The sequence below is a fragment of the Ignavibacteriales bacterium genome (assembly GCA_026390575.1).
Classification (GTDB): Bacteria; Bacteroidota; Ignavibacteria; order UBA10030; family UBA10030; genus Fen-1298.
Genome location: JAPLFR010000008.1, coordinates 69,608 through 94,183 on the forward strand (window position 1 = coordinate 69,608; position 24,576 = coordinate 94,183).

17 protein-coding genes are annotated in these 24,576 nt (G+C 43.4%); 14 read left to right on the plus strand and 3 right to left on the minus strand.

Features of this window, described 5'->3' with window-relative positions; translation table 11 throughout:
• The first annotated feature begins 105 nt into the window (after positions 1–105).
• From NTX44_06535 to NTX44_06545, 3 genes are all read left to right on the plus strand, one after another.
• Complete coding sequence (locus NTX44_06535) at positions 106–1,056, plus strand: NAD(P)-dependent alcohol dehydrogenase (protein MCX6121260.1); 951 nt, start codon at positions 106–108, stop codon at positions 1,054–1,056.
• 386 nt (positions 1,057–1,442) lie between these two features.
• Positions 1,443–2,963 carry an alpha/beta hydrolase-fold protein gene (locus NTX44_06540; protein ID MCX6121261.1) on the plus strand — a complete coding sequence of 507 codons (1,521 nt, stop codon included), beginning with the start codon at positions 1,443–1,445 and terminating at the stop codon, positions 2,961–2,963.
• A 182-nt stretch (positions 2,964–3,145) separates the two neighbouring features.
• On the plus strand, positions 3,146–4,024 hold the full coding sequence (locus NTX44_06545) for a class I SAM-dependent methyltransferase (GenBank protein ID MCX6121262.1): 879 nt from the start codon (positions 3,146–3,148) through the stop codon (positions 4,022–4,024).
• A gap of 192 nt (positions 4,025–4,216) precedes the next feature.
• On the opposite strand, the gene NTX44_06550 is transcribed toward NTX44_06545, so the two are convergent.
• The gene (locus NTX44_06550) at positions 4,217–4,381 is read right to left on the minus strand and encodes a hypothetical protein (GenBank protein ID MCX6121263.1); all 165 of its coding nucleotides are present in this window, start codon (positions 4,379–4,381) and stop codon (positions 4,217–4,219) included.
• Positions 4,382–4,414: 33 nt separating this feature from the next.
• Here NTX44_06550 and NTX44_06555 point away from each other — a divergent pair, with 33 nt between their 5' ends.
• From NTX44_06555 to NTX44_06605, 11 genes are all read left to right on the plus strand, one after another.
• On the plus strand, positions 4,415–4,936 hold the full coding sequence (locus tag NTX44_06555; GenBank protein ID MCX6121264.1) for a hypothetical protein: 522 nt from the start codon (positions 4,415–4,417) through the stop codon (positions 4,934–4,936).
• A gap of 130 nt (positions 4,937–5,066) precedes the next feature.
• Positions 5,067–5,309, plus strand: a complete 243-nt coding sequence (locus NTX44_06560) for a hypothetical protein (protein ID MCX6121265.1) — start codon at positions 5,067–5,069, stop codon at positions 5,307–5,309.
• Between the two features lie 19 nt (positions 5,310–5,328).
• The gene (locus NTX44_06565) at positions 5,329–5,913 is read left to right on the plus strand and encodes a hypothetical protein (protein MCX6121266.1); all 585 of its coding nucleotides are present in this window, start codon (positions 5,329–5,331) and stop codon (positions 5,911–5,913) included.
• 852 nt (positions 5,914–6,765) lie between these two features.
• Positions 6,766–9,456: a DUF4968 domain-containing protein gene (locus NTX44_06570; protein ID MCX6121267.1), complete on the plus strand. Its 2,691-nt coding sequence runs from the start codon at positions 6,766–6,768 to the stop codon at positions 9,454–9,456.
• A 218-nt stretch (positions 9,457–9,674) separates the two neighbouring features.
• Positions 9,675–11,114 carry a C25 family cysteine peptidase gene (locus tag NTX44_06575; protein ID MCX6121268.1) on the plus strand — a complete coding sequence of 480 codons (1,440 nt, stop codon included), beginning with the start codon at positions 9,675–9,677 and terminating at the stop codon, positions 11,112–11,114.
• A 356-nt stretch (positions 11,115–11,470) separates the two neighbouring features.
• A complete protein-coding gene (locus NTX44_06580) occupies positions 11,471–12,160 on the plus strand; it encodes an isoprenylcysteine carboxylmethyltransferase family protein (GenBank protein MCX6121269.1) in 690 nt (229 codons plus the stop codon).
• A 288-nt stretch (positions 12,161–12,448) separates the two neighbouring features.
• Positions 12,449–13,861 carry a C45 family autoproteolytic acyltransferase/hydrolase gene (locus tag NTX44_06585; GenBank protein MCX6121270.1) on the plus strand — a complete coding sequence of 471 codons (1,413 nt, stop codon included), beginning with the start codon at positions 12,449–12,451 and terminating at the stop codon, positions 13,859–13,861.
• Between the two features lie 194 nt (positions 13,862–14,055).
• Positions 14,056–14,247 (plus strand): hypothetical protein, encoded by a 192-nt coding sequence (locus NTX44_06590; GenBank protein MCX6121271.1) that lies wholly within the window; start codon positions 14,056–14,058, stop codon positions 14,245–14,247.
• Between the two features lie 14 nt (positions 14,248–14,261).
• A complete protein-coding gene (locus NTX44_06595; GenBank protein MCX6121272.1) occupies positions 14,262–16,559 on the plus strand; it encodes a T9SS type A sorting domain-containing protein in 2,298 nt (765 codons plus the stop codon).
• Positions 16,560–16,878: 319 nt separating this feature from the next.
• Positions 16,879–18,924 (plus strand): serine hydrolase, encoded by a 2,046-nt coding sequence (locus NTX44_06600; protein MCX6121273.1) that lies wholly within the window; start codon positions 16,879–16,881, stop codon positions 18,922–18,924.
• 124 nt (positions 18,925–19,048) lie between these two features.
• A complete protein-coding gene (locus NTX44_06605; GenBank protein MCX6121274.1) occupies positions 19,049–20,050 on the plus strand; it encodes a hypothetical protein in 1,002 nt (333 codons plus the stop codon).
• A gap of 477 nt (positions 20,051–20,527) precedes the next feature.
• On the opposite strand, the gene NTX44_06610 is transcribed toward NTX44_06605, so the two are convergent.
• Both NTX44_06610 and NTX44_06615 read right to left on the minus strand, forming a co-directional pair.
• Positions 20,528–20,695, minus strand: coding sequence for a hypothetical protein (locus NTX44_06610; protein ID MCX6121275.1), 168 nt, complete (start codon positions 20,693–20,695; stop codon positions 20,528–20,530).
• A gap of 428 nt (positions 20,696–21,123) precedes the next feature.
• On the minus strand, positions 21,124–24,363 hold the full coding sequence (locus NTX44_06615; GenBank protein MCX6121276.1) for a S41 family peptidase: 3,240 nt from the start codon (positions 24,361–24,363) through the stop codon (positions 21,124–21,126).
• Positions 24,364–24,576: the final 213 nt, after the last annotated feature.

Sequence of the window (24,576 nt, forward strand, 5' to 3'; positions counted from 1 at the left end):
TCCTTGAGTGCAATATGATAATTGGTCACGCGGCAGCTTAGCCGCAGTCCGTTAGGCGGGCGCTCGGTAAATTATTACTTTCAACGGATCAAAAGGAAGAGAAAAATGGAAAAAATGAAAGCAGCCATTTGCACCAAGTATGGCCCACCTGATGTCTTTCATATTGTAGAGTACAACAAACCTGTGCCAAAAGATGATGAAGTCCTGATAAAAATATACGCAGCATCTGTAACCAATAGCGACATTTTTATACGAAGCTCTAATATCCCGCTTAGGTTTCGCATTCCTATGCGACTGATGATAGGTATTACAAGGCCACGGAATGAGATTCTCGGAGAAGTATTGTCGGGAGAAATCGTGAAGATAGGTTCTAAGATAAGACGATTCCATGTTGGCGATCAGGTATACGGCCTTACCGGATTTTCGCTCGGAGCATATGCTGACTATAAATGCATGAAGGAATCAGATTCGAAACAAGGGTGTGTCGCAATAAAGCCGAGAAACATCAGTTTTGAAGAAGCAACTTCAGCCGCATATGGTGGTCTCTTGGCCCTACAATTTCTTGAGAAAGGAAATATACAACCGAATCAGAAGGTTCTTGTTTACGGTGCGTCCGGGACATCTGGTACAATAGCAGTACAGTACGCCAAATCTCTTGGAGCCGAGGTCACTGCGGTGTGTAGTACGGCAAATATTCAATTCATAGAATCATTGGGAGCAGATAAGACACTAGATTACACTGACAAAGAATCAATTTCCAGAATAGAGAAATATGATTTCATCCTCGACTCCGTTGGAAAGGCAAGAACATCCAAGTTGAAAGAGGCATGCCAATTATCGTTGACACATAAAGGCCAACTCGCGTCTATCGATGATGGTGCATTGATCTTGAGTTCAGAACGACTTGATAGGATTAGAGGTCTTGTTGAATCGAAAGTAATCACGCCAATTAATGATAGATGTTTTCTTTTTGAACAAATAGTTGATGCCTATAGATATGTTGAACTGGGGCATAAAAGAGGAAATGTTGCAATAACAATTAACAAGATACTCTGACAAGCGCCCGCCTAACCAGCGGCTCCCCGCAAAAAGAGCGGGGTTTCACACAAAACGTTCAACAAGCTGACCGGATGAGCGTGGGAGCATTTTACATTGCGCTTAGAGGTTTTGGTTCTTAATAATTTCTTTTTCATAATGAACTTGTTTCGTTTTCAGCATTATGAAATTTATCAGCGCCGCAGTCCGATCCTGCTCTGCAGGATCGCGATCGCGTCCCGATATGTAATATCGGGACGGACTTAGCGCCGATCCGTTAGAACGCACGAATCACCAATGGCGCGAATAAAATAGTTATTTGTAAGATTCAGACTTCGAGCAGTTAGTAATTGCTAATCAACCCTTTACATATATAACTTTGTGAATAATAATTAAATATAAAAATTATGAAAAATATAAAATTCAAATTCTTCATTTTAATGATGGGTTTTGGGCTGGCATTAAATACTGCTTTAGCACAGAAATCTGCAATTATTAACGACTCCATTGATTCAAAAATTTTAAATGAACAACGCAAAATAAAGATTTGTCTTCCCGAAGAATATGAGCCGGGCTCCAATGCAAAATATGATGTTGTCTATATAATAGACGGTGAAACACACTTCGATGATTTTTTATATATCTATCAGTTTGCTAGAAAACAAAATTTTCTTCCTCCACTTATTTTAATAGCTTTACCAAATACCTATACCCGTGAAGGTAATATGCGCGCCCGCGATTTTTTACCCGAAAAAACAACTGATAATCCAATGGCAGGCGGTGCGGATAATTTTATTGCTTTCTTTAAAAATGAACTCATGCCTTATATCAATAACAAGCTGCCCACCAGTGGAGATAATAGCTTGTTTGGTCATTCTTTCGGTGGTTTGTTTACCATGTATACCATCATTAAAGAGCCTGGTTTGTTTACGAATTACTATTGTTCAGATCCGGCATTCCCCTGGAATAACAGGCGCATAATAACCATGGCAACAGAAACCTTCAAAAATACTGCTGAACTTAACAAAAATTTATGGATTATTGGCGTTGAGGAAACGTATAGGAATGTTGGTATTCAAAAAATGGATTCTGTTCTAAAAGAATTTGCGCCCGAAGGGCTTCGTTGGAAAGTTTCGATTTATCCGAACGAAAATCACATGTCCGTACGTCTTAAAGGTATTTATGATGGTTTAAAATATACCTATGATGGTTACAACTCAAAGAAATTAGTAGAATTTCACGCCAATAACGGATCTCTGCTTGAAGGAAAACCCGCGCCGGTATTTCTTAATGGAAGCTTTCCAAATGTGTTTTATACCACCGATGGTTCGGAACCTGATACTTCATCGAAACGAGCTCCGCAAATGATCGAAATTACCGCTCCTGCAAAGGTCACAGTGAAATGGATTGGCGAAAATAAAAAATATATCACATCTTCAACAGGCAATTTTGAGTTGAGCAAAGTCTGGCCTGCTCTTCAGAATGTGAAGGATATTAAAACCGGTGGTTGCCGCTACTCGTACTACGAAGGAGCATGGAAAACATTGTCGGATTTCACCAAGTTAAAGGCTGTAAAAACGGGTATTACCGACAGTTCGTTCAGTCTGGATAAACTTCACGCCAAGTCGAATTTCGGATGTGTTTTTGAAGGATATCTTAAGATAGACTTAGAGGGATATTATGGATTTGCACTTTGTTCCAGCGATGGATCGAAGTTTTTTATTAATGGGCGTGAAATCATCAATAATGATGGACAGCATGGAAGCGAGTGGTACAAATCATACGTCGTTCCATTACAAAAAGGTTTTTATCCTGTTCGCCTGGAATATTTTCAGAGCGAGGGCAATCGTCGTTTGAATTTAATATACCTGTCACCAATTACGCACGAGACTATCCATGTAACGTTTGGGATGATGTATTTCAAATAGTTTGATACGCGTGCGTTCTAACCAGTGGCTCCCCGCAAAAAGAGCGGGGTTTCACACAAAACGTTCAACAAGCTGACCGAATGAGCGTGGGTAGGTTACGCATGGCTGGTGGTGGTTTCTGATTTTTATAATTAACTTTTCAGTACCTCGTTGGTTGATTGCAGATTAATTTAGTTATCAGTATGAACTCATTTCGTTTAGTGTATTATGAAAGTTATCAACGCGGCAGTCCGATCCTGCTCTGCAGGATCGCGATCGCGTCATCCGTTAGGCCGGGACCGAATCTATTCACAACTGAAAGGAAATTTTCCAAAGTGGACATCCCCCGGATATTTAACATCACTGAGAGTGCTCACCGTATCCACAACCCATTCACACCCGAAAAGCTCGCCACTCTCGGCGCGGCGCTGCGTCTAGAATCGGGAGCCCGAGTGCTCGACCTCGGCAGCGGTTCGGGGGAGATGCTGTGCACCTGGGCACGCGATTACGGAGTTATGGGTACCGGCATCGACATGAGCCAGTTGTTCACCGAGCAAGCGAAACTCCGCGCTGAAGAACTCGGCGTCGCCCATCAAATCAAGTTTATCCATGGCGATGCTGCCGGCTACATCTCTGACGAGAAGGTCGATGTGGCAGCCTGTGTCGGTGCCACTTGGATTGCCGGTGGTGTCGTCGGCACTATCGAGCTTCTAGCACGGAACCTGCGCACTGGAGGGATCATCCTCATTGGCGAGCCCTACTGGCGGCAGTTCCCGCCGACGGAAAATATTGCCAAGGAGTGTCATGCCAACTCCATCTCCGACTTTCTCATACTTCCGGAACTTCTCGCGTCTTTCGGCAACCTTGGCTACGACGTCGTTGAAATGGTTCTGGCTGACCAAGACGGCTGGGACAGATACGAGGCGGCCAAATGGCTCACCATGCGTAGATGGCTTGAAGCCAATTCCGGCGATGAGCTCGCGAAAGATGTTCGAGCCAAACTGACCTCGGAACCCGAGCGCCACGCCGCTTACACGCGTGAATACTTGGGCTGGGGTGTGTTCGCTCTGATGCCGCGGTGATGCGTTGGCGTATCCGGCGGATCGTCAACGGCTGTGTCGCGCAACAGCTGGTGGCTCGTCGAGATGTGATTGCGCCTGAATTCATTTCTTACGGTCACGGCCTAACCAGCGGCTCCCCGCAAAAAGAGCGGGGTTTCACACAAAACGTTCAACAAGCTGACCGGATGAGCGTGGGAGCAATTTACATTGCGCTTAGAGGTTTTGGTTCTTAATAATTTCTTTTTCATAATGAACTTGTTTCGTTTTCAGCATTATGAAAATTATCAGCGCCGCAGTCCGATCCTGCTCTGCAGGATCGCGATCGCGTCCCGATATGTAATATCGGGACGGACTTAGCGCCAGTCCGTTAGCCAGCATAAATAATTCTTTAAATTAATTGGAGGATATATAATGGATACGTCGTTCTTTTCATTCCATCTTAATTTTTGGGAACTGATTATTATTCTCATCAATACATGTTTTTCTGGTATAGCTATTTATCTCATCCAAAGGGTAAAAAATAAGGTTGAAGAAAACGAACCGAATGTTTTAACAGGAATCATAGAAGAATATGAAGCACATGTAAATCATGTTAGCGATCCACCTGTTGATCAATGGAAAGATGAGGCACTTTTAGGTGCATGCAAAGGAATGGTAAATAGCTTGATGGAATTTAGAAAATTCCAAGAAGGCCTTAAGAATTTACTTAATTCGCAAATTGATGAACTTAATGATTTGTTAAAAATAATCACGTCGAAACCAAAAATAAAACTTACGGAAAATGAAAAAGGTAAGATATCCTATCTGCTTGAATCTATTCGATCATCTTTGCCTAGTAAACGAGCGACAATATTTAGAATTGAAGAAGAAATGAAAGTCCTACTGAAAAAGAACAAAGAATTCAGAGCAAGAACTGGGAAACCTTCAAAATAAGCTTAAATAAAATATTTGATTATTTTGTGCTGGCTAACCAGGCGCTTCCCGAAGGGATCTGCCAAAGGCATGGCATAGCTACCTTTGGGACAAGCTGACGGTTGCCAGCGGCAGGCTGGGTACGTTACGCATGGTGAACATAGGTTATAGTCTTAATAATTTTTTTTTCAGCGTGAACTCGCTTCGCTGGGTGCATATTGAAAGTTATCACCTGCCTTCCGGCTTGTCCGCTGAAACGAAGTGCAAGCGGAAGTGCCTACGGCACGCAGGCAGGGCGCCGCAGTCCGATCCTGCTCTGCAGGATCGCGATCGCGTTCCATTGCAATGGCAATGGAACGGACTTAGCGCCGATCCGTTAGCTGGCAACGCATAACATAACAAGGACAATCTCAATGAAGAATATCGGAACCCTAAAGCAAGCAATAGTTCGTTGTTTTGCCATCTCTGGATTTATAATCGCAATCGCCTTTTTAATTTATCGGGCTGAAGTTTTTACTCCAACAATGTGGCCATTCCAATTTCTTGTTTCAGGCATTACGATAGGAATCGCATTTACTACATTTCGAGAAAAGAATTATCGAGGAGGTATTGCATTATTAATACTTTGGTACCTTGTTCTTACCATTCCAACTTCGCAAGGCAATTCTTGGATATTCATTCTAGAAGGTGTGTATGCAGTCATCATATCTGCAGCAGTCTATTTATACATTCATATTGTTGGGAAATCATTCATAAAAAATGAAATATTCCGAATTATTACTTCGACTTTAATCATCGGGATATTCAACTCTTTGATTATTCTTGTCTTAGGTCTATATACTCTTCAATCACTATTTCGCAATTTCCCAAGCATAGTAGATGCAATGTTTCTGAATTTGAAGATTGGAGGAATGCTCGGTTTGTTTATGGGAGTAGGGATTGAGTTGTCAGATTATCTAATCGATACATTGTACAAAAACAAGGAAGTTGCCAGCTAATCAGGCGCTCCCGCCCAACAAAACGGCGGGCAAGCAAGCTGACGGTTGATAGCTGCCTGCCTACATTTAAAAGCAAACTTCAGCGAGCTTGGTACGTTAAGCATGGCGCGCAACGGTTTTGTATATTTTGAAGGCTATCAGCATGAACTCATTTCGGTTTCAACAACTTGAAAATTATCACCTGCCTGTCGGCTTGTCCGCTGAAACGAAGTGCAAGCGGAAGTGCCTACGGCACGCAGGCAGGACGCCGCATCCGAATTATCGGGAGCCGATCCGATAGGGTGCATGTCTTAAAGTAGTAACATCAGAGTGATTATGGAAATAATCGATGTCTTTGGAATTGCAATCACACTAATTTTGATTATTACAGCTATTTTTTTATTCATTGGAGGATTTTTCTCTTCTACCTTAAAGTATAGGAGAAGAATATATTGGGGAAAAATTGTTGATTGATTAAGGGATAGCTATAATGTATAGTTATCTCATGCATGTCTTGTTTGCCGGAGATCCACCGGAATGTGAATATAAGAAATCCATTGTTGGCAATGGATAGATGTCGCTAGTGGATTGCCTATTCACTCAATCGGCTACACTTTGGAAAAAACTGATGTCATTATCTAGATTATTGTCTGATTCCCTATTAGTATAATAATGTATTTCTTTTTAACTGCGGCCTAATCATAATCGTTACTTCGATAAAGTTCTGCTCTCGAAAGTGAGCTGTTCTAAATCGCAGATATGAGTATTTATTTGCTCTAAAAAATGATATGTTGTAATTATTGAATTTCACAATTGTAATTCGTAAAACTCTTCGAGAAAAAGAGTTCTTTTTACCAACAAAGGGAATGAATTATGCCGAAAAAAGGTTTACGATATATCATCCTCTGCTTTTTCATCACTTCCAGTTTTGCATACAATAAATTAACTGCACAAAGCATCAGTAATATTACAAGTATTAAAATCGAAGATAATACGTTGATAATATCTGCAGGCACCAATATTGTAATTATTAAACCATGCACAGACAATATTGTTATGATCAATTATCGACCGAATGGCGTGAAAGATCCCGACACGCTTGTTGTAGCTGATACCGTTTGGCCATCAATATCAGCAATGATCGATACATCCGGAGATCCGCTGCGCATAACAACAGCGAAATATAAAATAGAAATCGACAGGAATCCTCTTCGATATCATTTATACGACAATATCGGCCAGATGCTTTGCTATGAGTCGTCATCGTGTAGCATGCAAGCGAACAGTGTTTGCTTATCTACCTCGGGCGGGACATTTTATGGAGTTCACAATCGCTCACAAGGCTCTCTTAGCACGCAGAACACGAATGCGATCAGCGCTGGTAGTCAGGGGCAGGCAGGGGGTCCGTTTACGTGGACCAATCATGGCTGGGGATTTCTTGCCGATGTTGACGGAGGTTCCATAGCGATCAGCGGTAATTCGTTTTCATTTTCACGTAGCTCTTCTACAGTAAAAAGAGATTTAGAATTTTATTTAATCATCGGAACACCGAAAGAAATCATTAAAGGATTGAATCAGATTACCGGCATGCCCCCACTTTTCCCAAAGTACACACTCGGTTTTATGAACACCGAATGGGGGATTGACCAGACAGAACTGTACAGTGACATCCGCAAATATCGTCAGAAATCGATTCCGATCGATTCGTACATTCTTGATTTCGATTGGATGGATTGGGGAAGCGACAACTACGGCGAATTCCGATGGGGGCCTAAGTTTCCCGACGGTCAGTCGGGGGCGATAGTAGACACGCTGAAAAAATACAGCATGCACTTGATGGGAATTCGCAAGCCGCGCGTCGGGACCGGAACCATCCAAGGGAATTATTGTCAGGACAATAATTTCTTTGTGGATTATCAGACCGATTATTTTAGCGGCAAGCAGGTTGGACGCATGAATTATTTTCTTCCCGCTGCGCGTCAGTGGTACTGGAATAGCTTTGCAGTGCAAGGCAATTCATACACGAAAGGAATTACCGGTTATTGGAACGATGAAGCCGATGAGTATGGGGGTAATTTAATGTTCATGCAAATGCAGCGTGCACAGTATGAAGGGCAGCGTGCGTTCAACAACAACCGTGTCTGGTCGATCAACCGGAATTTTTATACCGGCGCACAGCGCTATGCTTACGGGCTCTGGTCTGGCGACATTAATTCTGGATTTTCATCGATGGCAGATCAACGACTTTTCATGCTTTCAAGTATTACCCTTGGTGTTTCATGGTGGAGCATGGATATCGGTGGATTTCAAAGTACACCAGTCGCGGAAAATTATTATCGCTGGATACAATTCGGAGCTTTCGTGCCGATTTTTCGCGTTCATGGTTCATACAATCAGGAAAGAGAGCCTTGGTACTTTGGGACAGTCGCGGAATCTATTGCGACACGGTATATTCGTCTCCGTTATAAGCTGATGCCTTATATTTATTCCGCCGCATGGGAAAATCATCTTACTGGAATTCCAATCACACGCCCTCTTGTGTATGAATATCCTAATGATGTCGCAGTTGAGAATATTTTTTCCGAGTGGATGTTCGGCAGAAGCCTGCTCGTCTCTCCTGTCGTCGTTTCCGGTGCAACACAGCAATCGGTCTATCTACCGGAAGGAGATTGGTACGACTACAATACAGGCACACACTATTCTGGAATGGCAAACTATAATGTTCCTGTTACGAAGGAAGACATTCCGATCTTTGTCAAGGGAGGAGCGATAATCCCAATGTCTCCCGTTGCACAATATACCGATAACCCTGATGCTTTAAAGACTCTGATACTCAGCAGTTTTCCCGGTGGATCAGGGGGATGCGTTGTGTATGACGACGACGGATTAACCTATGATTACGAAAAAGGAATTTTCAACGCTGTTACAATCGCTCACGATCGCAATGACGCACGTGCGATCATTAGTATCGGTACAAAAACCGGTGCATACAGCTTGCCTCAAAGAGACTGGCTGGCCGATCTGAATTGGGTCGCTTCACTTCCCGACAGTATTGTGCTTGACGGCGTTCATTTGAATATTCTGTCAGTCGATTCTATCAGTCTAGTTTCAATTAAGGGCTGGGCATACGATAAATCAGGAGAGTACTGTTATGCAAAATTTCCAGACGACGGTGCATCGCATTTGTTGACGGTTTATTTTAGTTCTCAAACATCAGTAGGGAAGTCAAACGGAAATGAATTGCCGCAGCATTACGAGCTAAAGCAGAATTATCCCAATCCATTTAATCCCAGCACAACTATATCATTTAGTCTGCCATCCAAATCGTATGTATCACTGAGAATATATGATGCATTGGGAAGAGAAGTTTCAACGCTCGTCAATGAAGAGCTGCCTGCTGGAACTCACAAGAAACAATGGAATGCAATGAATATGGCTAGTGGAATCTATTACTATCGTTTGTCCGCCGTGCCCTCAGCACGGCGAGATCTCGTCCCGACCAAAGGTCAGGACGGACAGGCAGGGTCGTTTACAGAAACAAAGAAACTTGTTTTATTGCGATGAGGCAATAGCAGCTTATCACTTAAAAAGGAAAAAGTCCCCGCACGCGGGATTTCGCAAGCTCAACAAGAGGTCGCCATCACTGCTATTTGAATTTTGATTGACTAGTTCGCGGGAGCGCCGATCTCATTGTAGGAATACCCCGCCTTTATTTTTTGTAATATTGAAATCGGTAGGTTGCAATTCTTCTTTTGACTTTGACAAAGGAATGTAGATCCGAAATGAAAATGCTCCGTTTCTTAATAATTGTTTTATTTGGATCATCATTTTTCATGGCATTTTCAGTTGGTAGTCTAGGCAGTAATCTAAGAGATGTAAACAACCGCGCTGACTATGTCATAATTACTCCAATATCTTATTACGCCTTAGCGGAAACATTAGCGATATATCGTCAGGGGAAGAACAATTATACCACAATGGTTATCAATGTGGACACTGTGCTTGCTCAGTTTGGATCTGGGGTTTCTCCAGATACGGCTTTAAAGAACTTTATTCAATATGCACTCAATAATTGGAGTGATCCTAAGCCTCAATATTTCGTATTAGCTGGAAATATAAATACTGTTCCTTCTCATCCCGAACCGGAATCCATTTCATCTGAATGGGTTACCGTTCGCGACACACTTTTAATGATCGATCAATGGTTTGTAGAAGTCCCTGGTACATTGCAAGTAAATGCATGTATCGGACGTTTACCGGCATGGGATTCGCTCGGACTTTCTGTTATGATTGCTAAAACCATAAATTACGATCAAGAAGCGGTTGGTGAATGGTACAATAAGGCTATTTGTCTATCCGATTATGATAGCAGCGATGGTTACATTTTCGAAAACAATGCGAACTCTATCAAGTCCATTCTCGGTTCACTCTGGAGTGATACTATTACTGTCAACATCAGAAGCAGTTCGCCTAATCATCTTGATACAGCTGGTTTTCTACGTCTCTGGAATGAAGGCGCTGCAATAATCACGTATTGGGGTCATGCGAACCAGAATCAATTCTCGAAGAGCCGATATTTTTATACAGAGAGTATAGATTCCCTTATTAATGGCAACCAATTGCCTGTGTGTCTTCTGGCTGGATGCGATTTGTTATACGATAGTCGTCCCCCGCTTTCTATTCCAACCCATCTACTTGAGAAAAATGGCGGAGGTGCAGTTGCAGTTATTTCATCCGAAGGATTGTCTTATGAGTCTGAGGTGTTTAATTTCTACACTACTTTAATAAACTCAATGATTCAGAAACCGAACGAGCCGATTGGGATGTTGTTCAAAGAAGCGAAGTGTAGTTTAAATTATTTTGACGTTATTAGAAAATTAACGTTTTTAGGTGATCCGGCTTTAATAGTTAAACATCCTGTCGCTCTCACTGATGTGCAAAACCAGTTTTCTCATCCTGAATCGTTTGCACTTAAACAGAATTATCCAAATCCATTTAATCCGACAACTGTAATTGTTTACCAATTGCCAGCTCAAAGCAATGTTACGTTGATAGTATTTGATATGCTAGGAAGAGAAGTTAAAACGCTAGTAAATGATAGACAATCTGCCGGTCTTCATTCGGTAATTTTCAATGCGAGTGGTCTGACGAGCGGTGTTTATTTTTATCGGTTGCAAGCTGGTTCATTTACTGAAACAAAGAAATTATTATTTCTCAAATAGTATCAAATGCATTTGCACTTAACCATTATAAAAAGGAAAGAGTTCCCGCCGAAGCGGGATTTCGCAGGCTCAACAAGCAAATAAAATTCTTCCCATACGTCCCGCGAAGAGAGATGCGAATGTTCAATAAACTTGTTTCGTTTTCGCAACTTAAAAATTATCACCTGCCTGCCGCATCCCGCTTTGCGGGACGGAAGGCGGGCACGCAAGCAGGGCGCCGCAGTCCGATCCTGCTCTGCAGGATCGCGATCGCGTTCCATTGCAATGGCAATGGAACGGACTTAGCGCCCATCCGTTAGGCGGCCTATGTAGGTTAGCTGATTATTTATTGTTCGATTATCATGAAGAAAATTATTATGGAAAATACTCAAATATCTCAATCAGAGGTGATAAAGTTAATATGCAGTAGATTAATCATAGGTATTCCTGCATTAGTACTAATTCTATTCCTTCCCGCGGGAACGTTTGCTTATTGGGAAGCTTGGATTTATCTGGCGATATTATTAATTCCAATGTCGCTAGTTATGTTTTACTTCCTAAAAAAAGCACCGGAATTCTTGGCGCGAAGAATGAAATTAAAGGAAAAGGAAGCTGAGCAAAAATTAATAGTTAAGATCTCATATATTCCATTTCTATTGTCATTCATTATTCCGGGAATTGACAATCGATTTGGTTGGTCAAATGTTCCCTTTATTATCATTGTTATAGCTGATGTATTAGTATTTACTGGCTATATATTTGTTTTTCGCGTATTCAAAGAAAACCAATTTGCATCTCGCATTATTGAAGTCGAAAAAGGACAAAAAGTAATTCAAAGTGGACCGTATAGAATAGTTCGGCATCCTATGTATATGGGAGCAATATTGATATATATCGCATCACCATTGGCGTTAGGTTCATATTGGGCAATTATCCCAGCGATATTCATAGTTCCAATTTTCGTTGCAAGGATTATAAATGAGGAAAGTGTACTTATAAAAGAACTTGAGGGGTACTCGGAATACAAACTATACACTAGATATCGCCTCATTCCAGGTATTTGGTAAAAATATTTCATGGGACGCCTAACCAGCGATTCCCGCCAAAAGGTGAAACACGGCGGGTTTTCAACAAGCTGACCGGATGAGCATCGCCCGCCTGCGTTGATAAGAAAACTTCGGCGGGCTTGTACGTTAAGCATGGCAAGCAGAGGTTTTGATGTTTAATAATTTAGTTTTCAGCATGAACTCATTTCGTTTTGTTTATTTTGAAAGTATTCATCGCGGCAGCTTAGCCGCCATCCGTTAGGCAACGTTGCCACCATATAGACTTGAATATATTCATGGAGGGCACAAATGAAAAATCGACTTGTTTTTTTCTGTTTGTTCGTTTTTCTACTTCCAGAATTTCTCAATGCTCAAACAAACACTCACCTTACTCAAGAGCAAAAATCCTGGCTCTCTAAAGCCAATCGCCATAAAAAAAACGGCTGGTTGTATCTCCATATTGAAGGAGCACCAAAAGAACGCGGTTTCCAGCATGGATACTTACTTGCAAAAGAAATTAAGGAATCAATTAGAATACTCAGCGAGTCATGGAAATATGAAAGTGCCTTAGAATGGCAGTGGCTTGTTCAGGAAACTGGTAGGATGTTTACTGCCAAAATTGACACGGAAAATCTTACCGAAATCGATGGGATAGTCGAAGGGATGAATGCTTCCGGTGATTCAACAAGCCGAGATGAAATTGTAACGCTAAATGGAGTTATAGAAATTACGGGATATTGGTGGCCGACAGTAAAAGATACAATATCGACCAATTCACCGGAACCGAAGAAAGAATCTTGCAGTTCGTTTATCGCAACGGGAAACATGACTGCCGATGGCAGTATAGTACTTGGACACAACACGATGAGTGGTTATTGTTCCCCCTTCTTTAATATTATATTGGATATACTTCCCGATAAAGGTTACAGGGTGTTCATGCAATCCTGTGCAGGTTTTATTCATAGCGGAACTGATTTCTTTGTAACAGCCTCTGGACTTGTCGGATCAGAAACAACAATTTCTGGTTTCCTACCATTCGATAAAAAGGGCACTTTAGAATTTACACGAATGCGGCATGCCACACAATATGCATCTTCGATTGATGAATGGTGTGAAATAATGAAAAAGGATAACAACGGTGGTTATGCAAATGCATGGCTGATTGGTGATATAAATACTAACGAAATTGCCCGGCTTGAGCTCGGATTGAAGTATGTTGGATTTGAGAAAAAGAAAGACGGCTATTTTATAGGCTCTAACGTTGCTGAAGACTTAAAAATCTTGCGCTTCGAAACCAAAATGAGGGAAACCAACATTAAGAATGATTGCATTGCCCGCCGTGTTCGCTGGAAACAACTGATGAAAGAATATAAGGGCAAAATTAACTTGAAACTTGCCAAACAATTTGAATCCGACCATTTTGATACCTATTTGAATTCAATGAAACCCGGCGGACGAACGCTCTGTTTACATGCGGAAATCGATCCTCAATTCTTTAGTTCTGGTATTCCTTTTGATCCATCGGGAACGCTTGATGGAAAAGTTGTCGATTCAAAGATGGCAAAGAAAATGTCTTTTCTTGCACGCTGGGGATCGGCATGTGGAAGAGCATTCATTGCCAAAAATTTTCTTGAAGAACATCCACAATTCGAATGGATGACCGGTTTGCTCAAGGATCGTCCGACGCAGCCGTGGACAGAGTTCAAATCCGGAGAGAAATAAACAATATTTTGCAATTCATTGAATCTTAGACTTCAATAACATCTTGGGCGTTACGCTGCCTAACAAGACGCTCCCGCCCAACAAGACGGCGGGCAAGCAAGCTGACGGATGTTAGCTGAGTGCAATTTACATGGCACGCATAGGTTTTAGTCTTAATAATTTCTTTTTCAGCATGAACTCACTTCGCTGGTTACATGTTGAAAGTTATCACCTGCCTGCCGGCTTGTCCGCTGAAACGAAGTGCAAGTGGAAGTGCCTACGGCACGCAGGCAGGGCGCCGCAGTCCGATCCTGCTCTGCAGGGATCGCGATCGCATTCCATTGCAATGGCAATGGAACGGACTTAGCGCCGATCCGTTAGTTGCACTTGCCCGATACAGTTTATAAAAGGAGAATAATACATGAAAAACCTATTTCGGTTTTCGGCACTGTTAGTTTTGTGCTACGCCAGCGCAGACCTATCAATTGCTCAATGGGTTCAAAGTAACGGACCGTATGGTGGCAGTATTCATACCATTGCAATCAGCCCCGACGGAAGTAACATCTTTGCAGGCACTTGGGGCGGGGGAGTGTTTCTCTCCACAAACAACGGTTTAAGTTGGACATACTCCGGATTGACAAACGCTGGTGTTAGCGCTCTTGCTATCAGCCCCGACGGAAAAAATATCTATGCGGGCTGTTCAGCCTGGACCAGTGGAGTTTTCCTTTCGACAGACAATGGTTCGAGTTGGACGGCAGTCAATAATGGTTTGCCAAACGTCGGCGTCAGTTCACTTACAATAAGCTCTGATGGGTCGAAGATATTCGCTGGAACCAGTAGTGGCGCCTTTCTGTCAACGAATAACGGTTCAAGCTGGATGACAATAAACAATGGACTTACGAACACAAATATTTGGTCTCTCGCCGTCAGTCATGATGGATCAAAGATATTTGCAGGTACCTTAGGTGGCGGGGTCTTTCTATCAACGGACAATGGCTCTAACTGGACAAGCGTCAGCAACGGATTGACGAATATGAATGCCATTTCTCTAGCTATTAGCCCGGATGGTGCAAATATATATGTTGCGGTCTGTACCAAAGGGTCGATCATCCAAGAGGGGCCCACGGGCGGTCGGGTTTTTCATTCCACGAACAACGGTTCTAGCTGGACAAAATGCGATTCCATATTGGTGAGTGCAGGTGCGGATGCTTCCTCTCTCGCGATCAGCCCGGATGGTGCGAATATTTATGCGGGAACTTGGAGCAACAGAGGAGTTTATCTTTCCACAGACAACGGATTGAGTTGGAGCCCGGTCAATAATGGATTCAATACTCCGTCTTTGGTTCCTCCAAACATTTGGACTCTGGCTACAAGTCCCGATGGGGGAAGTATTTTCGTCGGCACGCATGGTAATGGACTGTATCGTTCCACCACTAGCAATGTAAATTGGATAGAGACGAATTCCGGATTGACAAACCTCGGCATTCAATGTTTCGGATTCTATTTGAACGATACACACGTCTTTGCAGGCAGCGGCGGTGAAGGAATTTTCCTTTCTACGGACGACGGTTTAAACTGGACCACAAACAACATTGGGTTGACAGGTGGCAACGTTACCTGTCTTGTTGTCAACCCGGCCGATTCGAATATATTTGCAGGTACTTGCGGGTGGTGGTCAGGAATCTATGTTTCTACGAATCCCGGTGCCAGCTGGGCCGCAGGTCATAACGCATTAACATACGTCAACATCAGGACCCTTGCAATGAATTCTGGCGGGATGAATATCTTTGCGGGTACCGACAGTGGAGTTTTTCTTTCCACGGACAATGGATCATCCTGGAGTGCGGTAAACAATGGGTTAACCAACCTTACAGTGTACTCTCTCGCAACTACCCCCAGTGCGACGGATATCTTTGCTGGTACTCTCGGCGGCGGTGTGTTTCATTCCACAAACAACGGTTCAAGTTGGACGGCAGTTAACTCTGGATTAACTAATGATTCTGTCTATTCTCTTGTGATCAGCCCGGATGGGACGAAACTCTTTGCCGGTAGTTGTAGCAATAATGGTGGAATTTTTCTCTCCACGAACAATGGTGTAAGCTGGGTGGCAGTAAACAATGGATTTCCAAATCCTTATATCAATTCCAATTCCCTTGCAATTACGCCAGATGGGAAGTATATCTTTGCCGGTACTGCCTTTAGCGGGATGTATCTATCTGCGGACAATGGTTCATCCTGGACAGCGGTCAATGATGGATTGCCGAATCTATTGATTACATCAGTTGCAGTCAACAGAAGCGGAACATTTCTCTTTATCGGAGCTGCAGGTGGAAGTACCACAAGTATGATGAAGATGAGTAATAGAACCGTAGGGGGGAGTACCGCATATGGAGTGTGGCGACGCCCGGTGTCACAGTTGATCAGTGGCATTGAAAATAGGTCAGAACAGATTCCGATTCGTTTTGCTTTGGAGCAAAACTATCCAAATCCGTTCAACCCATCAACAGTCATAAACTATTCCATGCCAACAAGTGGCATGGTAACTCTGAAAGCCTACGATGTACTTGGCAGAGAATTACGAACATTGGTCAGTCAGCATCAGACCGCAGGGAGTCATTCCGTCACTTTCAACGCGGGCAATCTCACAAGCGGATTGTATTTTTATCGTTTACAAGCCGGCTCATTTTCAGAAACAAAGAAACTTGTTCTATTGCGATGAGCAATTGCACCTAACCAGCAACTCAATCTGACGGATTGCGCGTAGGTGCATTGAACATTGCGCTTAGAGGTTTTGATGTTTAATAATTTTGTTTTTAGCATGAACATAGTTCGTTTTGTGTAACATTGAATTTGATCACGCGGCAGTCCGATCCTGCTCTGCAGGATCGCGATCGCGTTTCATTGCAATGGCATTGGAACGGACTTAGCGCTGATCCGTTAGGGCGCATGCGCAGAAATGAATTTACCTTTTACTCATCAGTAATATAAATCTTTATAGATTGTTCTAATCTTCCTATAACATACGAAAGGGTAAGAGAATGATATTACGAAGACATAAAAGTAAAATGTTTTGGCCAATGACAATTCCTGTGAAACCACATAGTTCAACAGTTTTCTCAGTGGCTGCCGTCATCGTGGCGATGTTCCTCTGTGCTCCATCGCCATTTCCGCACAAGGCCGGAAACACCAAGGGACGACCAATTGCGCAAACCGTAAAGCCAATGTCACCGCCCGTGGATTCAGCTTCACTTGTGCGTCTCCTAGATTCTCTCATCGTTCCGGGACTGGAGAAATATCACATACCCGGGATGGTCGTTGCAATCGTCCATGACAGCAACATCGTTCTGGCAAAAGGATACGGCTACGCCGATGTCGAGCGTAAGATTCCTTTTGATCCGGACAGCACCGTTATACGGATAGCCTCGGTCTCGAAGCTCATCACAGGAACGGCAGTGCTGCAGCTTGTCGATCGCAGAGTGCTCGACATGCATCAGGATATCAACACCTATCTGACACAGTTCAAGGTTGACAATTGGCCGGGAAAGCCGATCACGCTTCACCATCTTCTCACGCATACGGCCGGATTCGATGACCGGTCTATCGGGAAATCAGCATGGACACAAGAAACCCAGGTTCCTTTGGGTAACTTTCTTGTGACGCGCCTTCAACGGATATGCCCGCCGGGCGAAGTGTATACTTATTCGAACATCTCCAACGCGCTTGCTGGCTTCGTGGTGGAGGAAGCCGTGCATGAGGACTATGCCGCGTATGTCCGCCACAACATATTCGAACCCCTCGGGATGGCAAGAAGCGACTACCGGCTGCGCCCGGATCTCCAGCCGCTTTTGGCGCAATGTTACTCTCATGCCGGCGCGGGCTTTCAGCACAACCCGTTTGACTTTATCAATGATTATCCCGGCGGGCAGATGCTTTCAACCGCGAAGGATATGTCAAAGTTCATGATTGCCCACCTTCAGCTCGGACGGTATGCAGGCAAGAGGATCCTGAGCGAGGAAAGTGCTGTGGCTATGCACTCAGTTCAATTCACGCATCATAAGGGATTGGAACATCCGGTCGGGTACAGTTTCGGAATCGTCCCGGCCAAGTCACAGACAGTACTCATGCATGACGGTGGATATACGGGAATCGGTTGTAGACTTTGCCTCAGTCCTGAAAACCGGATCGGTTTCTTCGTGGCGTGCAACATCATGGATGGCAGGCTGCTCGACGAGGTGAGCCGCAATATTCTTGACTTGTTTATTCCCGATTCGCCGCAGGATAGCACGAAATATCCTTTGACCATCCTTCCACAGTATGACAGGGGCATCGCGGAGTTTGCCGGAACGTACCGGTTCTCCCGATATGTGCACAGCGATGTCACAAAGATGGGCGTCCTGATCGGCATGAGCGGCCCCGAACTGAACATCGGGCGGAACGAGGATGGAATGATTTTGATGGACACGTACTATGGCAAGCCGCGCCGAATGATCCAGATCCAGCCCTGCGTGTTCCAGTCGATCGATGACAAATATATGTGCGCATTTCGAAGGGATGAGTCGGCGAAAATTACGCACCTCTTCACGAACGGCAATACTGCTTTTGAGAAGATTTCGTGGTATGAGACGACGAGTTTTCAGCGCAGCTTGCTTGCCGTTTGTATGATATTTTTTGTGTTTGTGTCAATCGCACTCCCGATCATCCGGAAGATTAGGAAAACGCAAAAACCATCCAGGCTGGATGTTGATCCTATACGCTGGTTCTCACAGAAGACGGCATCCACGTTTCTCATCTATTTTCTGGGATTAGGAGTCGTGATGGGATTTGTCATTCCCCAAGAGGAACTGATGTTAGGATTTGCTCACGGGATGCACTGGATAACCTATATCGTGCAGACTATTGCACTTCTGGGCATCTTGTTTCTAGCGGGACTGCTCGGGTTATTGTTCTGGCAGTCTATTGGAAGATCTGATGCGAGACCTAGTGAACAAGCGTGGTCAGGATGGCTGGGTCTCATGACCGCTGTTATTGGAGTGACATTTGTCTGGTTCCTCTGGTACTGGAACCTGATCGGATACCAGTTCTAGTGCCACTACAATTAAGTAATATTGTGTTTTATTACTGCTAAGTTCATTATTTTCGCGGCACTGTGCCGCATGGAATACAAGATCATTTATTAGAAACGGCACTAGAATTCACACAAGACAGTATATGATTCAAACCATAAGAATTATTTTTAAATATTTTGTCAGTGCCATGCTAGTCCTTGCCGCCCTAGCAGTATTGGGTTTTGCATTGATTATTGGACCTCACAATATTACAGTTATGGCTATTATAGTACCGCTATGCACATGGTGTATTATGTTAGTTTGGTTCCTCCACTTTCGACAGCGAGTCTCTGCAACAGTCCGGCGATGGATGGCTGTAGCACTCTTTATAGTGTTTCCTATCAGCATCTATTTTGCATGGGTGAATGTGTGGCGTCTGGAACAGTATCTCGAGCATCGCAACTGGTTAAGCTACAAAAGCGATCACTTTATTTTCCACTATTCATCCAACTATCCCCGTTCAAACGAGCTTTCTACCTTTGTCAGCACCCGTGATAAGGCATTTGAGCAAAACTGTGAATATCTAAATGTATCTCTTAAGGACAGGATTGATTTCTATATTTACGATACGCTTGATGAGGGATTTGCTGTGCCCGATTGGAATGTGATCTATGCAGATGATGACCAAAGTATCGGCCATGAAATGACGCATATCATCGCTTACCACATTGCCGGTGAGAGACAGAATATCAAATTTCTTGATGAAGGTATTGCAACTTGGCTGAACCATAGTACACGGGTGAAAGACCATCACCATGTTGCATGGGAGCTTATTCAGAAAAACGGCTTATCGCCTCTTAGTGAATTAGGGGACTCAAGGACATTTCGTCACCAGAGAATTTCGCCATACTATCCTGCAGCTTCTTTTCTGGGTTACTTAATTGATAATTATGGAGTAGATACTTTTCGGCGACTTTGGATAGCAAATGCAAGGTATCCTGAGCTATATAGTATCTTAGAAGATTTAAAGTTGTCAAAGTATTTCTCGTTTATTCCTGGTGAACGAGATCACTTTGAATCTACTGTATTGAATGTCTGCGGTCTTACTTTAGATGAGCTAGATACTAATTGGAGAGCTTGGCTAAAAGGGCGTTATGGAAGATAATCTACATATTGCTTTCTCTACTCGCCGCCCAACCAGGCGCTACTACTAATGACATCATCCTGAAATAAGTTGAAACCCTAACGACTTAGCTTTTTTTTGTAAGAGTCGTAATTGTTGTTCTTTGAATTTTTGTTGATCGCATACAATATGGTTGTAATCCAAAGAGACGAAATTCTCCGCAAACCCAAAAATATAGTTTTCAATCCTGAGCTTGTGATTCGCACATCTGCATAAAAGTAAATAACTAGAGACGACGATGTTCTAGGAAACTCGGTTCAAACGTAAAAATATTTCGATGAACGATCAATCCGAATGAATATCGAGCCTGTGACTGATGTGAATGCGTTAAGAATTGTTTGTGTAGAGTTTATCAAGAAATTCTGTTGTGATAACAAAAGATACTTGAATATATGCTGCTTGTTGATTTCAGGTATGATATATCAACGGTAATGTATTTACGTATAAGAAGAGATAATATTAAGTCCTTTTCTGGAATCCGAGTGATGTCCCCTTGAGCTTTGGCAGGTTCGTTTTCTTGCCATTTACCCACGGGCCGCGGGGATTTATCCTCATCTGATCAACTATCAATGCTTTTTCCTCGGCCTGTTTAGGTGTGAGCACGAAATGTTTAATAGGATTTGGCATGCCTTTACTCCTTGATTGTATTAAGTCTGCCGCTCTGACCAACTAAGTTAAAGGCACGACTTTAAAAAGTGGATATCAAATGTTTTCTAATGTATTAAAATAAGATACGCAATTTTTATGGTTTATTCAATGGCAACTCGCGCTTTCCTTTTGAGACTGCTGCTGATGAGTTCTTTGATGTATAGTTCAAAATAGAGTTCACTGAGATCGCGATAATTGGCACGGTTTCAGCCTTTGAATATTGCATCTAAAATTATATCGATCATTATGTTCCAAATGTTTTTTTCTATGTTTACAATATGCAGTCTCCTTGACTGCACACGGTGAGCTCTCCTAAGTTCGGTGTCCGTTCGTGTAAGAATATATTCTTTCTAAAAATCTCTTATCAGGTTTATGTCCTCCCAATGCACTTTACTTCAAAGAATTATTTACTTCTTCGGATATGCCGGAGTAGCAGGGAAGGTGAACGGATTTTTCTTGATGCACTCAAGAATTGTTTCGATTGCCTTTTCCAATTGTGGATCTTTTCCGGCTATAACTGATGCGGGATCATTGTCTATCATAATCGTCGGATCTGCTCCATGATTTTCAACCAGCCATGTGCCCTCTTTTCCGTAGAAGGCATTGTTGGATTGCTCCACCGATCCGTTATCGATGGTGATCTGCCGATTCAGAATACCCACTAATCCGCCCCACGAGGGGACTCCGACAACTTCGCCGAGTTTATTTGCCTTAAAATCCTCGATGAATGCTTCACCATCTGAGCCATTGTATTCATTAGAAACGGCTACGTAGTTGCCATTTCCGGCGCTTCCCGGGTACCGGAATGGAACCATACCCTGAAGCACGTTATAGGCCGTCATCTTACGCTCGAGTTTATCTATGAGAAAGTACTCCGTCCACCCTCCAGAGTTGCGGCGAACATCCAGGATCACTCCTTCTTTATAACGGAATGCGCGCCAGAATTTATCGAACTCAGCAATACCGCCTGAACCCATTGCATTGATATGGAGGTAACCAACTTTACCGTTCGTTGCGGCGAGTACTTTATTCATATTATTCGTCAACCATCGAAAATACCGCGGAGTGCTGCTATTCCGGATGGGTGAGACTTCGTATGTCATTGCGCCTTGTGATGAAGGTTTACTGTTTACCGTGATCATCACCTTCTGACCCTCGATGATTTGGAGTAATTTGTAATAGTCGTCCGGTACACGCACTTCGGTTCCGTTGATAGCAATGAGGAAATCTCCTTCTTTGACATTGATATCGGGACGGGCAAGTGGAGTCGTCAGGGACATATTGAGTTCTGTTGGGCCATAGATCGTCTGGAATTTGTAGTACCGCGATGATTGATCCGGTACGAGATCGGCGCCAAGCCAGCCGGTGAAGAGCGGGTTATCAACTTTCATGGATGGCCCGTTATCGCCGCCTCCAATGTATGTATGTGATACTGAAAGCTCACCCACCATTTGCAGAAGCACCCAATTCAGTTCATCTCGCGAAGAGAGCTGAGGAATATAAGCACGGTATCGATCGCCCAGCATTTTCCAATCCCGTCCATGCATGTTCTTATCGTAGAAGAAATCGCGATACCATCTCCAGGTGTCATTGAAGATCTGGTTCCATTCTTTCTGCACGTCTACAGCATAAAGCAGTTTGTCGAGGTTCACTTTCGAATCGATGGATTTCGATTTGTAAGCATCATCAACGGAAGATGTGAAGAAATCCTTCTCCTTTCTTGTGAGAATGTTTTCTCCATTCGTCGAAAGAACGAACTCCCGGATCTTATCCGCAAGCACAACTTCTTTCTTCGATTTCATATCAAAGATGTGGAGGTTCCATTTTGATTCTCCACCCGGTTTGAATATCTCTTCATATTCGTCTTCGGTGAATTTATCGATTGAACACCACGCTAATATATTACTCCCGGCTTTGAGGAAGAAGAAGTTACCGGGTGAAACGGGAAGTGGAGTGACCCGGGAACGGATGCCGTTCAGATCGATGTGGAATCCTTCCGTCGGCGATTTTTTATCGGGTGCTGAATCGGAGAACGGAGGCGGTTCGTTTTCCTGCAACTGCACGACCATAATTTTCTGAGGTGCAGAGAGAACGTGGTTATCCTCATAGAAGTCCATTTGCACGTCGTAGTTCTGACTGGATAAGTAATAGAGATACTTTCCTTTGGCATCGAAGCAAGGATTGAGATTATCATAGAAATCGTCGCTGATTGTGAATTTCTTTCCCTGCTCCAAACTATAGAGGAATATCTGGCTGTTCCGATTTGCTTGAACGAAGCTGTAGCAGATCCATTTACTGTCCGGCGACCAATTGTAATCTGCCATCTCCCAGTAGAATTCATCGTTCTTCATCTGGTTCGATGCATCGACTTTTGTGAGCTTCTTGGTATCGACATCGATATATTGAATTGCGTATTCTTTGTTCCCGAAAAGGATTTTCTTGCCGTCAGGTGACCAAAGGAGTTTGTAGTTCGTTCTCTCCAATGTTGCGGTGAGCGGTATCAAGTCGCCGCCATCGATCTTCTGTTTATAAAGTTGGTATTCGCCGGATTTATCTGAAAAGAACGCTACCCATTTCCCATCTGGCGAAATCTGCGGATACATCTCACGGCACCCTGGAGTATTGGAGAGATTCAACGCTTTTCCTTTTTCAATTCCTATAATAAAGATATCACCGCGCGCTTCTAACACGACGGTGCTGTCATTATTCGAAATCGACATAAAATGGATATAGTCCTTGGGATTGATCGTATGGTTGCGCAGAGCCCACCGATCGGAAGGGATCGTTATGGTCAGTTTTTTGTACTGTCCCGTTGCCACATCGAGAATATTCAGGTACCCGTCGTGCAGATAAATGATCTGCGAACCATCGGTTTCCGGACGGATGACATCGACATCGGTGTATTTCGTAATTTGTGTGATCTGGTGAGAGGCGATATCATATTTGTAGATATTCGCCACGCGATCTGTTCGGTCGGAAACGAAATACATCGCATCGCCGATCCACATCGGATACGCATTCTTACCGACATAATCCGTGATCGGTGTAAAAGTTTTTGTCCCGAAGTCATAGAGCCAAATGTCCGTATATTCGCCCCCTTTGTAGCCCTTCCAATTATATTCCTCGTTCCCTTTGCGGACATAAACCATTTTCTTACCGTCTGCCGAGAAGCTGCAAAGTGTTCCTCGATCAATGGGGAACTGTTCAGGTGCTGATCCATTTTTAGAAACGAAATAAAGATTCGTTGTTCTACCAATCACATTTTGCATGTAGGATCGGAAGATCACTCTTTCGCCATCCGGAGTCCATCCGATTGACTGATGACTTCCAATCGCATAAGTAAGGCGCATGGGTGTACCGCCCTCGGCCGGCATGGTATAAACCGTTTGCGGTCCATCATATGACGCGGTAAAGGCAATGGTTTTGCCATCCGGAGAGAATCGTGCCGAGAATTCATCACCTGGGAAGGAAGTAAGTCGGATCGCAATTCCTCCTGCGGACGAAGCCGACCACAGATCTCCTTCGTACGTAAAGACAATTTTGTCTTTGTGGATGGTCGGGTAACGCATAAATCTTCCCTCATCCGCGCCAAGGAGAAATTGAAGCGACAGGAAAAGAAGAATGATAATGATCGAATAACGTTTCATACATGCTCCTGGAAAATTATTAATGGATAATTTTAAGATGGCTCAATATAGGAAAAAGAGGATTAAGAATGGATTAAAATGCGATAGAATATCCGTCAAAAGTGAATGTAACCGATCCCTTCGGTTATGTTCTCGATCATTGGCATAAAAGATTAGCTACTTTACGATCCTTTTTTTAGTTTGAGGATAGATAGATTCGGATAATGAAAGTAA